The organism is Aliikangiella coralliicola (assembly GCF_007004725.1).
In the GTDB taxonomy this organism is placed as follows: Bacteria; Pseudomonadota; Gammaproteobacteria; order Enterobacterales; family Kangiellaceae; genus Aliikangiella; species Aliikangiella coralliicola.
In genome coordinates, this window is the sequence record NZ_ML660167.1 from 311,150 (window position 1) to 328,943 (window position 17,794).

Consider the following 17,794-nt stretch of genomic DNA (forward strand, 5'->3'; position numbering starts at 1 on the left):
ATAATTAAAGCGCTCGAAAATTAAGCGGTGTAGAAAAAAACAAATTCATAAAACTGTCACGTAAAGCTTTCTTGTCCAAGAGTAAAAACAAAAAGCGAACAAAACCATTATCAAAAATCTAGAAAGCCCGTAAGGTTCGGCGTTAGTCCACCTTTGTTTTTTTTACCTCTATTCAGCTATCGATTAATGACATAACAATTTCATAACGCACTAGCTAGCCAATCTTGCTTATCAAATTTTATGATAGAGTTTTGAAGCATAGGTTCCTCTCTTGCCAATATTGCAAACCAGAAATAATTAAAGAAACATCTCTCAAAGAGAACTCTTGAATTGTTTTATCGATTCTGTGGAGATAGAGGCCTGAGAAGGTGTGCTTTCTGTTTCAAACAGCATGACAGATAACCAGGGCGAGATAATTTCCAATTAACATTAGTCACTCCATTCAAGTTCAGCGCGCTTGCTAATCATTCCTTTTCAAATGATTCTCTCGCCAATTGCTCGCAAAAAAAATCCTGCATGACTTTTACTTTTAAACTTTCAGTTTCTGATTTAGTAAAGCTTACTTCGAATTCTACTTGACAGGCTTCGGGCTGCCTGTCTAATGTAACAAAAATTTTCCAACAGGAAGGATGAAAATAATGAAAAAAAAATTCAAAAAAATGTTATTGGTAGAGTGTGATTTAGGTGGGCCAGAAGCTGGTGCGGCTTTAGGGCCAAACGCACTGTATTCTCTATTGGGCGAGAATGCAGAGTTGGTTGATGTCATTCGTTGTGCAGAAATATCCGATTGCCACAATACGACACCACAAGCACACAACCTGAAAGAAATTAACGATTGTCTCTATCAAATATCTCAGAGCGTCTCTGAGTTTTTTAAAAAAAATCAAAATGAATCTTTAGGAATAATTGCCGGCGATCATAGTACAGCTTGCGGAAGCTTAGCGGGTTTAAAAACTGCCAATCCTGATGCTCGCATTGGCGTCATATGGATTGATGCACATGCAGACATCCACTCTCCTTATACGACTCCGAGTGGCAATGTTCACGGCATGCCGATTGCTGCAGCTGTTGGCGCAGATCATAAAAAAATTGCGATTAACTCTATTGATCAAGAGACTCACGCGGAATGGGAAAAAACCAAGCGACTAAGCCAATCTTCTTTCACACTCAATGACTTGGTTTATATCGGAATTCGCGATTTAGAACAACAAGAGCAAGAAGTATTAGAACAACATAATATTCCACATTATTCTGTTTCTTCCGTTAGTAGACTAGGCGGAACCGAAGTAGCAACGGCCGCTTTAAAATATCTCGAACATTGTAGTTCAATTTATGTTTCATTTGACATTGACTCTTTGGATGCCGAGTTAGTTCCTGGAACCGGAACACCTGTCACCGACGGACTGGATGCTTTTAACACGATGAAAATTATCTCGACCTTAGCGGCATCCGACAAAGTTAAACTACTTGAAGTCGTTGAGATAAACCCGTTACTCGACCAGGGAAATAAAACAACTGAATTAGTTGCGCGTATATTGGAAGGTGTTTTTTAGTTAATCTATTAACTATTAAAGTATTAGTAATTGTTAAAGTACTTTTTGCTGAGATATTTTTTAGTTGAAATGTTTTTAGTCGCCTTTCATTTTTCTGCGAGATTTTTTTGAGCTAATTAATAATGCTACTTGCAATTTGTTATGCGATCTTCTCCTTTTTTAAAAGTCGACTTTCAGTATTAGCAATCACTAATCAAACGCACTTTTATCTGAGAAAAAAATTTGTAAAAAATATCTCAAATTATTTTCCAATTTTTTATTTAATGCCTGTATAGTTCACCTATCTCACAAAACAAAAAAAAGTGCGACATCAAACATTACATGTTGCGATACAAATAAAAGTCACAATAAAAGCAAATAGCAATCTAAAGAGAAAAAAAACTGGAACGGTCATTTTAAGATAATAAAACTCAATTAGAGTTTTAAATTTAAAATCACATAAAAGGAGAGTAAATTGCAAAAGTTCGATACTTCAAAAAAATAGTCGCCACTACCCAAACTCAACTATAGATTTAGGCCAACCTAAACTCTCTGCCAAAGAGTTAGTTTAGAGTTTGCGCGCAATTAAAATATTAACAAAGCAAGGTGGAGATAAGGTGAGAAAGAACAAGGATAGCTTGGATTCGTAGACAGGGGTCACTTGATCTGAGAATAAACAAAATAGATCTGATAATAAAAAAATTCAGCATCATCAAATCTCATATCGAAGTTTTTCCAAGCGTAGATAAATAACAAGAAAAGGGTTTTCTTTTATGGAAACATTAACTAGTTGTGCTCGAAAAAAAATTAGAAATAACGCACTCAATAAAGATAAGCTTGATAGCCAATACGAAAATTTTAGCTGTATAACCGAGATACTCAGTCAGCGTGCCGAGCTAGAAAGCAATGTACAAGTTTTTAACTTTATAAGTGAGGGTGAAAAGAAACCAACTACCTTAACTTTTGAAACCCTTCATCGCAAAGCGACACGAATCGCGCGAAGATTATTGCGACAGTATCAACGAGGCGATCGCTTGTTATTGCTCTTTCCTCCCGGAGAAGCCTTTGTACTCGCTTTTTACGGATGTCTTTATGCTGGTATTGTTGCTGTTCCGACTTACGCACCACGAAAGAATCAGAACTTAACGCGTTTAAAAAAGATTATTCTAGATGCAAACGCAAAAGCAATTCTGTCCGAAAGCAGCATTTTCGCCTATGGACGCGACTGGTTTGTCGGCGATTCACAATTAGCTGATTTACCCTGGTTGCAGAGCGATGTTCTTTTAGCGCCGGAAACTAATCTACCAAATAACGATCTATCTGACACTGAATTGCCAAGCGTTAGCGGCAAAGATATCGCAATGTTGCAATATACTTCTGGTTCAACCGGAAACCCTAAAGGTGTTGTAGTTCTGCATCAAAATATCATGAACAATCAGATGATAATGCAACAAGCTTTGCAACATGACAGCACTTCTGTTGGTGTGAGTTGGTTGCCCCATTTTCATGACATGGGTCTATTTTATGGTGTAGTACAACCTGTTTATGCTGGTTTCTTGATGCACTTAATGAGCCCAGCATATTTTTCACAAAAGCCGATACGCTGGTTGCAAGCGATCAGCCGATTTGGAGCGAGTACTAGTGGGGGTCCCAATTTTGCTTACGACCTTTGTGTCGATACAGCGAAAGAAGACGATTTGAAAAATATTGAGCTGAGCAGTTGGAAGTTAGCCTTTAACGGCGCAGAAACTGTTTCGGCAAAAACCTTAGATAATTTTGTGCATCGATTTAAACAATACGGTTTTGACAGGGTTTCTTTCTTCCCTTGTTACGGCATGGCAGAGATGACTTTAATTGGAACCACCGTCAAGATAGATGAAAACCCTCAAGTACTTTATCTGGACACAAAAAAACTAGAACAAGGTATAGCGAGTGAAGTAAATAGTAAGAACTCAACCTACGCAGTGGTTTCCACTGGTAAAAGCTGGGCAAACCATCATGTGGCCATTGTTAACCCCAATACTAAGTGCCGTTGCGCAGATTCTGAAGTGGGTGAAATTTGGTTTAAGGGAAAAAGCGTTGCTGACGGTTACTGGAATAATGTAGAGGCAAGCGAAGAGAATTTTCAGGCGTTTATCCTTGATACTAATGACGGGCCCTATTTGAGAACTGGTGATCTCGGTTTCGTCAAAAACGACGAACTCTATGTTAGTGGCCGATGTAAAGATATTCTCATCATTCGTGGACGCAATTATTATCCGCAGGATATTGAAGCAATCCCAGCTAGAGAAAGTGCTTGTGTGAAAAATGGCGCCGCTGCCTTTACCATTCAGATAGAAAATGAAGAGCGACTAATATTGGTACAAGAAATTAAACGTACCTATATTAGAAAAACGAATCACGCCAAGCTAGCTCAAACTATTAAAAAAAATATTTCACAAGAGTGCGGTATTCTCCTTTATGACATTGTTCTGATTAAACCGAATCGTTTGCTAAAAACTTCCAGCGGAAAAATTCAGAGGCAAGCAAACAAAAAAGCTTACCTTGATGGTCAATTCGATGAGATTTATCAAATGGATATTGATAATTATTCTAAGGTGATTAAACGGTCAGGAAAAGAATTACAGGATTCGGAAGTCAAGTTAATCGATAACACCAACACAATAGTTAATACGCAAAAAGAATCAACCTCTAAAAAACATTCCGACAAATTTCTTGAAACGGCAAAAAATTGGTTGGTAAAACGCGTAGCCGAGCTAACCGGAGCTTCCCCTGCAGCGATAAGTTGCGATGAAGAGTTTTCTGCACTGGGCTTGGACTCACGATCAGCTATCGGTATAACAGGAGAGTTTTCTCAGACATTTGATATCGACGTGCCACCAACCCACATTTACGACTACCCAACGATTAATCAACTATGTAGTGCGCTAGTAGAAAGCCATCAGATGCCTGATACGAGTCAGTTAGACGACAATGATGGACGCAGAAAAATGGCTATAATTGGGCTATCCTGTCGCTTTCCTCAAGCAGAAAACGCCGATGAATTTTGGGCGTTGCTGAAACGCTCAGATAATGCCATTACCGAACCGCCAGGAGAAAGGCTCAACTTTCTAAATAAAAAATATCGTGGCGGTTATCTGCAAGATATTTCACAATTTGATGCCAATTTATTCTCGATATCGCCGAAAGAAGCGAAGTTAATCGATCCGCAACAACGAATATTGTTAGAGCAAAGTTTTGAAGCACTCTTAGCCGCCGGCTACCAACCTAAACAACTTTCAGGATCGAAAACCGGCGTTTTTATCGGCATTAGTGCCAGTGACTATCGTGATATTTGTCTGAGTGAGCAAGCACAAAAAAGCCCCTACTTTGCTTCTGGCAACTCACTCAGTATTGCCGCCAATCGTTTATCGTATTTTTACGACTTTAGAGGTCCAAGTATTGCCGTTGACACCGCTTGCTCTAGTTCTTTAGTGGCATTCGATCTTGCGGTGCAAAGTCTACGCAAAGGCGATTGCGACTTAGCGTTGGTAGGCGGCGTCCAACTCAATTTACTTTCAGAGCTGACAGAGTCATTGGACAATGCCAACATGCTCGCAGCTGATGGTCATTGCAAGGTGTTTGACGCGAGTGCAGACGGCTACGTTCGCGGTGAAGGATGTGGTGTCGTTGTATTAAAATGTTTATCAGATGCTCGGCAAAATCGAGATAAAATTCTAGCCGTTGTTTCTGGCGGCGCGGTCTATCAAGATGGTCGCAGTAACGGGCTAAATGCACCCAATGGTTTAGCGCAACAAGCGGTTATCAAAGAAGCTCTGGCGGATGCGAAAGTGACAGCTGATTCCGTCAGTTATGTCGAAGCTCACGGCACCGGTACAGAACTAGGTGATCCAATCGAGTTACGTGCACTTGATGCAATTTACGGTCAGGCAAACAATCGTCAGAAAAAACTACTGGTTGGTTCAGTCAAAGCTAACATAGGGCACCTCGAAGCAGCTGCTGGAATCGCAGGACTAATCAAAACAATATTGTGTCTCGCTAACCAAACTCTGACCAAACAACTACATTTTAATAATCCCAACCCTCACATAGATTGGGATTCGATTAAGATCCGTATCCCCAACACAACTGAAAAGTGGACCAATGATAGTGCCCGCTATGCAGCAGTCAGCTCTTTCGGTTTTGGTGGTACGAATGCTCATATTATTCTTGAGCAAGCGCCCGGCGAAGAGACAACAAATGTTGACAAGCCTATTGTTCTGTCAAACGCCCTCCCTCACCTGCTCGTATTATCAGCCCACTCGGATATCGCACTCAGTCAGTTAGTAACTCGCTACAGGGAATTTATCAAAGGGCAAACAGAACAAGACCTAAAGCATATCTGTTATACGGCTGCTATTACACGTCCTGAATTTAAACATCGTGCAGCCATTTCCTTCGAAAATAAAAAAGATTTAGTGCAATTGTTAGAACACGACTCTCATGTTAGTGCCGAGAGCGTCATTGGTGAAATCGTGAGTGGTGAGATTAAGCCCGACAATCATGACGTCGCGTTTATCTATACTGGACAGGGATCTCAGTATCCAGATATGGGCAAAGCGTTATTCGATGTTTACCCGGTATTTCGAGACGCAATGAAACGCTGCGACGAAATATTCAAATCCATCACCGGTGATTCTCTGCTAAAAATTATTTATTCTACCGATAAAGTCGATAAGCAAAATGCTCAGATTCACCAGACCCAATTTACTCAACCAGCCCTATTCGCATTAGAATATTCGCTAACGCAACTCTGGTTTTCCTGGGGAGTTAAGCCAAGCTATGTCATGGGCCATAGTGCTGGTGAAATCGTCGCGGCGACCATTGCCGGAATACTCAGTTTGGAGGATGGCCTTAAATTTATAACTGCGCGAAGTCGTTTAATGCAACAAATGGTCCCCGGTAAAATGCTCAGCATTTTGGCGAAACAGGAAACTGTGGCCAATTTTATTCGAGATTACTCAAACGAAGTCACAATCGCTGCGGTTAATGGACCGACGAGTGTCGTGATCTCAGGCGTGAGAGAAACTATCGATACCATTCAACAAGCGCTAGAGAAAAATGCCATTATTTCTCGCGAACTAAATGTTTCGCACGCTTTTCATTCTCCTTTAATGAACCCTATGTTACCCGAGATGGAAAGCGTGTTGAACACGCTCGATTTCCACCCCCCTAAAATTAAATTTGTAGATAACCTTACCTCAAAAATCAACAATAGTGAGGTCGCAAACAGTCATTATTGGTTGCAACATATTCGCTCACCGGTGCAATTTTTTGATAGCATCAAAACACTTATTGAAAACTCATGTCACTTGTTTCTTGAAATTGGACCGACCCCTAATCTGTCGAGTATGGGGGCTCAATGTGTGACAAACCAACCAACAAAATGGTTACCTTCCCTACGGCCTGGCTCGAACGATTTATCAAATATTTTACGAAGCCTGGGCTCCCTTTTTGTGCAAGGCTTTGATCTCAAATGGCAGAACATTTTTCAGCCGTTTAATTGCGAGCGAACAGAGATTCTACCCCATTATTTTCAACGCCAACACTTCTGGATTAAAGAGGATTTATCCAGCAGCAATTTGACGCTTACAAAATCAGACAACGAACACTCGCCCATTGCTCAACCCTTTAATACCAGCGCTAATGGTGCTTCCCCTTCAAGTCCAGTGCATTCTGAACAAGACACAGCTAGCATCGATTTGCCGAATGATGTAACCCGAGAAACTACAGTGAAGACATTGTCCAACCAGGAAGCAAGTTCAATGGCCACAAATACAGTTTTAAAAACATTAAAAGAATATCTTGCCAAAAGCCTGGGCTCTACAGCCAATCAGGTGGACATTAACTCACCATTAATCGAAATTGGCGCAGATTCACTCATTATTGTAGAGTTTGCGCGTCAGGTCGAAACGAAATACGAGTTAACATTTAGCGTACCGCAATTTTTTCAGGAGTTGGCGACGCTCAATAAGCTAGCCACTTACATTGTCGAGAACAGCAATGTCAGTATTTTACCTGCTTCTAGTTTAAATCAAAATCAGGAGAATTCGACAACGCAATCTCTCTCTTCGGAATTACCACGTGAAGAAAGCGACCAAGTGTTGCCGAAGAATAAGCCATTTCCATCAATGAATCACGAGATGGCAGAAGCAGTGATCGCGGGAATTCCACAAATTATGAATGCGCAACTACAGTATGCTACTCAGGTTAGTTCTGAGTTCGCACAAACGGCATTAGTTGATGTTACCGCACAACAATTAAACTACCTTCGCGACTGCACTGCAGAGCAATCTCTCACGGCAATGGCGACCACTGCCGACAAAACTAACTTGCATCAAATTTCCGAAGCTGCCGGGCGATTCGCAAAAGCTCAAAGCGACATCACCAGCTTACAACCGAGTAAAAACTCGCAAACCGCGACTGCCGAGGCTAAAGCAAACACGCCAGATGACAGCCAGCTAAACGTGAGAAGCGAGAGCCAGCAAACGGCGACCCTCCCCCCCTGGAAAATAGCGCCCATAGTTAAGACCAGCTTGCAACCAGCACAACAACGCCATCTTGATACACTGACCGAGCAATACACAAAAAAAACTGCAGGCTCTAAGCAATTATGTCAAGAGTATCGCGCAGTTTGCGCCGATGGTAGAGCCTCGGCAGGGTTTCGATTATCGACCAAAGAAATGCTCTATCCTATTTACGGCGATCAAGCAAAAGGCGCTAAAACATGGGATATCGACGGAAACGAATATATTGATATCACCATGGGATTTGGCGTCAATCTTTTTGGCCATCAACCAGAGTTTGTTACCAACGCGATTAGCAACCAACTTAATAAAACGATGCAATTGGGTTTGCAAACTCGTTTGTCCGGCGAAGTAGCCAGATTACTTTGTGAATTAACCGGTATGTCCCGTGTCACATTTTGCAATTCAGGCACCGAAGCGGTGATGACGGCACTAAGAATTGCCAGAGCTTCCACCAATAGAAAAACAGTCGTTCAGTTCAAAGGATCTTATCACGGCCATTATGATGGTACTCTGGCCGAAGCCGGTTTTGATTCTAAGGAGTCCGTTCCACTAGCACCCGGCGTAAATCAAGGGGCGATAGAAAACGTTGTCTTATTGGAATACGGCAGTGACGAAGCACTAGAAACGATCGCGAGCCTTGGCGGCGAAGTTGCCGCGGTTTTAGTCGAGCCAGTTCAAAGCAGACATCCAGATTTGCAGCCTGCTGAATTCCTAACGCAGCTTCGGCAAATTACAACCGACCACAACATTGTATTAATTTTCGATGAAATGATTACCGGATTCAGAATTTTACCGGGTGGTGCGCAGGAATGGTTTGGTGTCGAAGCGGATATGGCCACTTATGGCAAGATTGTCGGCGGAGGAATGCCCATCGGCGTGCTTGCCGGCCGTGGTGAGTTGATGGATCAAATTGATGGTGGTTGCTGGCAATACGGCGACGACTCTTTCCCGCAAAGTTCGACCACTTTTTTTGCCGGTACTTTCTGTAAACATCCACTGACGATGGCAGCAGCTCACGCCGTTTTAAACGAAATAAAAAAGCGGGGCCAAAAGATGTACGGCGACCTCAACCGAAAGTCGTTTAATTTTGTCAATCGAGTCAACAGCTTCTTTCAACAGCAACAAGTGCCGATTGAATTAGTTCACTATGGCTCTCTATTTCGCTTTGTTTTTAGTGGCAATCTTGATGTGCTCTTTTACAATTTTCTTAATCGAGGATTATATATCTGGGAAGGAAGAAATTGCTTTTTATCTACCGCTCATACCGATTCAGACATCGACAAAATTTATAACATTATCGTTGAAAGCGTTACAGCGCTAATTAACGATGGCTTTTTTGCTGTCGAACAAGCGCAACTTTCTCATGATCGAAATGAAAACAACCAGCTCGCACATAAGAATTCCGAAGTTGAAAACATGACCCAAACTGCGCTTTCCGTTGGCAAGGAATTTCCAATGCTAGAAGCGCAACAACAGTTGTGGGCGATAGATAACATCGATGAACAGGCGGGGCTTGCTTACCATGTGAGTTTGACGATGGAGCTCACTGGAAACCTGCAAAAACCAGCGCTTAAGTTGGCTTACCGATCGCTCATTGATCGTCACCCCGCCTTTCGTGTGTGTTTTAGTGACAATGGTGAATCACAATACTACCAAGCTACCCCGGATGACCTGGAAATAACAGAGTTAGATTTTTCCAATGAACCGATAGAAAATCGGTCACAATGCATTGAGAGTTTGATTGATAGTGAAAACAATCGACCTTTTGATCTGACCCAAGACTTATTAGTGAGATTGTTATTGATTCGACTTGACTCAAACCAATACTTACTTCATTTGCGAACTCACCATATTGTTTCCGACGGATTATCGCTGAATATCTTGCTACAAGAACTTACCGAGTTGTATTCAGCCAACTGCCAACAAACTAAAGCAAGTTTGCCGCCTGCCATGGCGATCGATGAATATGTTAACTTACACAAAAACTATGACGTTTCTGCGAAAAAAACCGCTCAGGAAAAATACTGGTTGTCGCAATTTTCAGGTGAGCTTCCGGTCTTGAACTTACCTTACGATTATCATGCGACTAAAAAATCTTACCTCGGAAATTGCTATTCATTAACGCTACCAGAGGCGATTGTCGATCAAGCCAAACAACTTGCCAGGCAGCATCAATGTACCTTGTTTATGGCGCTATTTTCACTTTATGCACTATGGTTACATAAGCTAAGTGGACAGCGGCAACTAGTCATAGGATTTCCGGTTTCAGGGCGCGGCATCGCTGACAAAAACGATACCAGTATTAACCACCTGATTGGCTACTGCACACACTTGTTGCCGGTGCTCAGTACATTAGAAGAACAAGATAGTGTAAATCATTTTATCAGCGCAACACGGAATAATTTGCTACACGCATACGAAAATCAAGATTACCCTTACGCCAAACTTCTGAAACAGTTGCAACATAATCAAGATCTTCGAGAAAATCCACTTATTGGCTGCGTCTTTAACCTCGACAGCGTGAAACAAGCGCCCCGCTTCTATGACTTGGAGACAAGTTATTATGATAAAGAAGTCAGTTATGTCGATTTTGATATCTCCTTTAATTTTATTGAAGCATTTCACCAAAGCGATGATAATTCCCTGGAAGGCGACATAAAACAAAATACTAGTGAGTTAACTTTAGAATGTGAATATCGAAGTGATCGGTTTAAAGAAAGTACCATCGCTCGATTTATCGAGCATTTTATTACTCTACTCGATACGACAGCCTCACAGCCTGATTTGCTTTGTCGGGAACTATCCCTTTTAACTCAACAACAAAAATCACTCATAATCTCTGACTGGAATCAGACGAATCAAACGAATCCGTCAGCGACAACATTTATTGAACTATTCGAAAGGCAAGTTAAACGTCGGGGAAATAAACCGGCGGTTGTTTTTAAAGACGAAGCACTAACTTACCAGTCGCTCAACCACCGTGTAAATCAGTTGGCTCATTTATTGTTAGAACAAGGTGTTAATCGTGGTGACATTGTGGCTGTTTATCTCGACAAGTCTGTTGAGCAAATACAAAGCGTACTCTCGGTATTAAAATGCGGAGCCGCCTATCTTCCAATTGATGGCTCATTAAGTGCAGAAAGAGTCGAGTATTTGTTGGAAGACGCACAGGCGAAATGCCTGATTACTCAAAGTCTATTGCAGTCTAATCTTCAACAGGCAAACATTAATCAGCCTGCTAACACTATTTGTCTGGATAAATCACGAGACGCACTAAAGCAATATTCGACTCGAAAGCCGACGGTTGCATTAAGTGGTACCGATCTGGCGTATTTAATTTATACCTCGGGTTCAACGGGCAATCCAAAAGGTGTATTAATCGAACATAAAAACCTGGTGAGCCGTTATTATGCCTGGGAAGATTGTTTTAGTCTGGATCAAGTGAAAGATGCTGTTCACTTGCAAATGGCAGCTTTTTCGTTTGATGTTTTTACCGGCGACTTTATTCGTGCGTTAGGCGCTGGCGCTAAGATGGTGATGGTCGACAAAGAAACGATTCTCAATGCAGAGCAGCTCTTTCAGACAATTCAACAACATCGGGTAACTTGTGCCGAGTTTGTTCCGGCAATCATTCTTTCTCTTTGTGATTATTTACAGCACCTGGAAAATTTATCCGGTGAGAGTCACGCTCTGGACAGCTTCAGGACACTAATTGTCGGCTCGGACACCTGGTATATCAAAGATCTTAAACGCGTTAAATCTGTCGTCTTACCGCACACTAAAGTGATAAATACTTATGGTGTGACCGAGGCAACTATTGACAGTTCTTATTTTGAAGCCAATGATTTGAGACTCGATTCAATTGACGAAAAGTCTATTGTTCCCATCGGAATACCGATGAACAATGTACGACTTTATATCGTGGATAACTACTTACAGCCGCAACCGGTTGGCGTAGTCGGTGAATTATTAATTGGCGGTGATAGCCTTGCCAAAGGTTACTTGAATCAGGCTGAGTTGACTCGGCAAAAGTTTATTCAGGATCCTTTTGTTACCAGCAGTCAATCAAAAACGACAATAGACCCAGCCAGAGTATACCGAACCGGCGACTTTGCCCGCTTCCAGGAAGACGGGGTTATCGAGTTTTTGGGACGGCTGGATGACCAGGTAAAGATTCGCGGTCATCGAGTCGAACTCGGCGAAGTGGAATTTCATCTTGGAAAGATAGCGACAATTGATCAATGCGTGGTTCTCGCAAAAGCGAATCCAAAAGGGAATATGCAATTGATTGCTTACGTTGTTTGCGGGCAACAATCAGATCATCAGAAATCAAGCGATCAGCAGTCAAAAGAGCAAGCATCGCATATTCAAAAAACAACTGTTAGTTATAGCGAAGTTGTCGAACAGTTAAGACAAACACTACCGGATTATATGCTCCCTGCGGCCATCGTTCAGCTTGATAAAATGCCTCATAACAGCAATGGTAAACTCGATAAAAAAGCCTTACTTGCCATGGAGGTTGAACTCTCGGACAAAGCAAAGCAAACCTCGCCAGAGGCGAAGGCAAGCACAGATAACGAGAAAGTTTTAGCCGCCGTTTATAGTGATCTATTTACTCGGGAATCCATTGGTATCCACGAAAATTTCTTTGAACTGGGCGGCGATTCAATTACTGCGATTCAGATGGTCAGTCGATTACGTCAACACGGTCTGGCCTGTAAAGCTTCTGATATTTTTGCTTTTCAAACAATACACGAACTCGCTCAAAGACTCTCGGACGTTAGCGATAATTCCGATCAGACAAAGATTGCTACTAGCGGTTCAATACCGCCTAATCCAATTCAAGCCTGGTGCTATGAACAGCAATTGGAAAATCTGAACCACTGGAATCAGGCACTACTTTTGACCTGCCAAAGAGACATTCAGCTTAGTCACTTACAACAGGCCCTTGATGCGCTGGTTAATCATCACGGCGCACTGAAAACGCGATTTGAGCAGATTGCACCAGGTCGTTTCCAACAATCGATTAATCAAAATAAAGTCTCCGTTGGAGTGCTCGAATTTGATGCAACTCAGTTAAAAAGCGACGACGCTATTAATGATTTTATCAATCAACATTGCGATCCATTAAATTGTCAACTGAACATAGAAAGCGGACAGCTGGTAAAAGCAGCATTAGTCAGAATGCCAACCCAATACGGTCAGGATCGGCTCTTTATCACAATCAATCATCTGGTGATTGATGGGGTGAGTTGGCGGATTGTATTAGACGATTTACAAAGAGCAATTCAAGATTTACGCCAGCAACGCACAGTAGTATTACAAAATAAAACGGTGGCCTTTAGCGAGTATTGTCAGCGAATTCAAAGTTACGTCAAGAGTAACGATTGTCAACAGGACCTTGCCTATTGGCAGAGTGTCGCTGCAAAGTTTAGCCCGCCTCTGCCGAGAGATTTTACCAACGCCACGGCTTATGAAAGTAGCCTTCAATTCGCCCAGGCAAAACTCGATGCGGCTACCACCAAGCTGCTATTAGAAAATGCTAATTCAACTTATCGCACAGAAATTAATGAATTACTCCTTTCCGCCTTGAGCATCACATTGCACCGGTGGACCGGCAACCACCAGTTTAAGATTTCGTTAGAAGGCCACGGACGAGATCCTTTTACTGGCGGAATGGATCTGTCACATACCATCGGTTGGTTTACTTCAGTGTACCCTGTTTATCTTTCCTGCGAGGATTACAAAAAACAGACGCAAAAAGGAAAAACAGAGAGCGATGGCGAAGCACATGTGCTAAAAAGGCTAATTCAGAACACTAAAGAAAATGTTCGCCAGGTTCCCCAGGGCGGTTTCAGTTATAGTCCTCTGCGGTATCTGCACGAAGATAAAAAAGTGCGCGACTCTTTGGGTTATGACAATTTGATCGAGTTTAATTACCTTGGTCAAACAGATAATATGAATATTGAGGACGTCACACTAGGCTTAAGCATTGTTAATGAAAGCATGGGGCAAACGCGCGCACCAGAAAATCGCCGCACTAACGAATTAGAAATCGACGTCATCATTGTTAACCAACAACTTGCCATTAAGATAGCTTACGCGGGTTCTTCTTACCGGTCGCAGACGATCGACGATCTGGCGGAAAACTTTATTCGCGATCTCAAAACAATAACCAGACACTGCGTCAATGCTGTTAAGGCCCACTACACCCCTTCCGACTTTCCGTTGGCGAAGGTTAGCCAGCGCGAAATCGAAACTCTGATTATTACGAATGAACAACCGCAAGAGATAGAGAATCTGTATCCGCTCAGTTCACTGCAGGCTGGTATGTTTTACCACAGTATTAACGAGTCGGGCAGCCAGGCATACATTGATCAGTTACATTGTGAGTTCAACAGTGATATCAATGTTCGTGCATTCGAGAACGCGTGGCAACAAGTCATTGCTCGGCACTCGATTTTTCGAACGGCATTTTTGTTTGAAGGATTACAACAACCGCTACAACGAGTGCATAGCCAATTTACAACGCCATTAGAAGTCATTGATATTTCCTCTCAAAACGATCCTTTAGCACATTTTAAAGTGGAAATTGCAAAAGAACGTCGACAAGGTTTGACGCCTGAAACGATGCCTTTGATGCGCTTTAAACTTTATAAAATGGCAGAGTCGCACTTTGGTTTTGTATGGACATTCCATCACGCGATTATGGATGGATGGTCATTAGCGAACGCCTTAGAAGAATTTTTACACGCTTATGATTACCAATTAAAAGGTAAGGCTTTAGCAAAACCGCAATCAAGTTTGAGTAAGGTAGATAATTTCGCCGATTACATCGCATTCTTACAAAATTACGATAAAGAACAGGCGAATCGTTTTTGGGGCGATTACCTGGCAGGATTTGAAACGCCGACTCAATTACACGATAGCCGACAAGAAATAGATATAGAATCAACCGCTATGGGGGAAGAGTCAATAAAACTTGAAGCGAGTTTATACCAGCAGATTGATAGCTTCGCGAAAAAGCATCATCTGACGCAAAATACACTTATTCAAGCAGCCTGGTCTCTGGTTATTCAACTTTATAGTCAACAGCAAGATATTGTATTTGGTGTTACCTGTAGCGGCCGTCCGGCAAGTTTATCGCAAGTAGAAGATCGCGTAGGGCTATATATCAATACGCTACCCTTACGAGTTCAGTTTGATTCGCAAATGAACTGTCTGCAGTGGCTCAAAGATTTACAAAAAAATCAGTCAGGCATGCTTGATTATCAATACAGCAGCCTGACCGATATTCAGCGTCAATCTTCAGTGGCCGGTGACCAGGTGTTGTTAAATATTCTACTGGTCTGTGAAAATTATCCGATTAATGATGCCATCAATCAGGACAATTCGACACTATCGGTAACTAATATCGCCACGCCGGAACACACGAACTTTCCAATTAGCCTTGAAGCAGCATTAGAAGAAGGTTTGCAGTTAAAAATTACTTATAAGCGAGCATTATTTAATGACGAACGAATTAAGCAAATACTTTCTCATTTGCAATCAGCGTTAACTCAACTGTCTAATGGTCTAAGCGAAAAACTCGCCGACATTCAATTAATTTCTGATGCTGAACGACATTACTTATTGCAAACCCTTAACCAGACTGCGGTGAATTATCCGCGAGAAAAATGCCTGCACCAGTTATTTGAAGAACAGGTTTTATTGACGCCTGATCGCGTAGCGCTCACTCATCGAAACGAGCAGCTTACTTACCGAGAATTTAATTGTCTGGCAAATGGATTGGCTAAGCAACTTAGCGAGCAAGGGGTAACTAAAGGCGATCGTATACCCGTTATCGCTGAACCTGGAATGTTAGTGCCCTTATGTTATCTTGCGATTATGAAATGCGGTGCGGTGTTTGCACCGATCGATATCGAATGGCCGCAAAATCGTATAGAGAGCGCACTCCATAACATGGCGCCCAAAATAACAATTATTCAAGGTGACTCAAGTGCTTCACGGCTCAAATTACACACCCCGGAAAAGTTAGAATACGCCCGTTTAAATTTAACCTTTGAGAATATCGTTCCGCTTGATGATAACCCACCAATCCAAATTGATGCTTCAGCGCCTATTTACGTTATTCATACTTCAGGTTCTACCGGGCAGCCGAAGGGCGCAATTAATGTTCATCGTGGTATTGTTAATCGCCTCAGTTTTATGGATCGTTATTTCGGTTTTCAAAAAATTGACGTGATATTACAAACAACCCACCACTGTTTTGATTCATCAGTTTGGCAGTATTTCTGGCCGTTGGTGAATGGCGGACAAGTCGTATTGCCCGATTGGGATAAAGGTAGCCTCGACATTGACGCGCTACTTGATCTGATTCAACAGAAACAGGTAACAGTGACTGATTTTACCCCGAGCGTGTTAGCGACTTTATATCAACATCTAAACAACTTTCAAAAGGATAATGTGAAGCTGGCCAGTTTACGCGCATTGTTAATCGGCGGCGAAGCCCTCTCCATTTCGGTTATCAAAGGAATACAAAAACTTCAGCCGGATGTTCGCCTGATCAACTGTTATGGGCCGTCGGAAACATCGATTGGTGTCGTCTTTTACGACATTCCTAAGAGTCTCGATAAAGTTTTACCGATAGGCCGACCAATAGATAATGTTAGAGCTTATATTTTGGATAAGGAACAGCAACCAGTCCCAACGGGCGTGATCGGTGAATTGTATATTGGCGGCGATTGCGTGGGGCTGGGTTACATTGGCAACGAAAACATTACAAGAAAAGTCTTTGTCGATGATCCTTTCTTGCCCGACGGCGGCCGACATAAAATGTACCGCACCGGTGACTATGTTCGTTACCTGGAGAGCGGTAATATTGAGTTTATCGGTCGACTAGACGAGCAAGTAAAAATTCGAGGTTTCAGAATCGAACTCGCCGAGATAGAGAAAGAAATCAATCGCAACCAATCAATTAAATCTAGTTGTGTGCTCGTCAGAGAGAATCCAGAGGCTGGTGCAAAAAATAAAATTCTTGTTGCATTTATTTCGACCCTTTCAGCTAACGAATACATCAAAAATAATAATAAAAACAACGTCGATATCGAAAAATTACGACTTACTTTACAGCAACGACTGCCCCACTACATGGTGCCGTCAATTATTCACCATGTCGATAAAGTGCCAATTACAACAGGCGGAAAAGTTGACAAAAAAGCACTAGAAAAACTTGAGCTCAACGAGCAATTTAACGAAATATTGATGAAAGACTATGTGGCTCCTGGTAATTCAATTGAGTCGCAACTAGTTGATATTTTCACCTCTGTCTTACTGTCAGAGAAGGATACCAATCTTCACAGCTCAGCGAATTCAGAACAAAATGAAACCACAGCACGACGTATTGGTATTTATGATAACTTTTTTGATCTTGGCGGACATTCCCTGTTAGCGACGCTAGCTATCTCTCAGATCCGCCGCCAATTAGAAGTCGACATAAAAGTCAAAGCCTTATTTCAGTACCCAAATGCGGCAAGCCTGGCGAAACACATTGGCAAACTTGATAAAGTTTCCAACGAAGATTCAATCGTTGATTTTTCGCTTAAAGAATCACAGCAGACAAAAGATGGCGCGAATTTGGCTAAAACCAATCAGTCGTCAGACATTGTAATGGAAGAAGAAGAGATCTAATCA

At 42.0% G+C, this 17,794-nt stretch carries 2 protein-coding genes; both read left to right on the forward strand.

The annotated features are described in order from the left end of the window. Positions 1-638 precede the first annotated feature (638 nt). Positions 639-1,553 carry an arginase gene (locus tag FLL46_RS18835; RefSeq protein WP_168204235.1) on the forward strand — a complete coding sequence of 305 codons (915 nt, stop codon included), beginning with the start codon at positions 639-641 and terminating at the stop codon, positions 1,551-1,553. A gap of 752 nt (positions 1,554-2,305) precedes the next feature. Continuing rightward, positions 2,306-17,791 (forward strand): non-ribosomal peptide synthetase/type I polyketide synthase, encoded by a 15,486-nt coding sequence (locus FLL46_RS18840; RefSeq protein WP_142932890.1) that lies wholly within the window; start codon positions 2,306-2,308, stop codon positions 17,789-17,791. Positions 17,792-17,794: the final 3 nt, after the last annotated feature.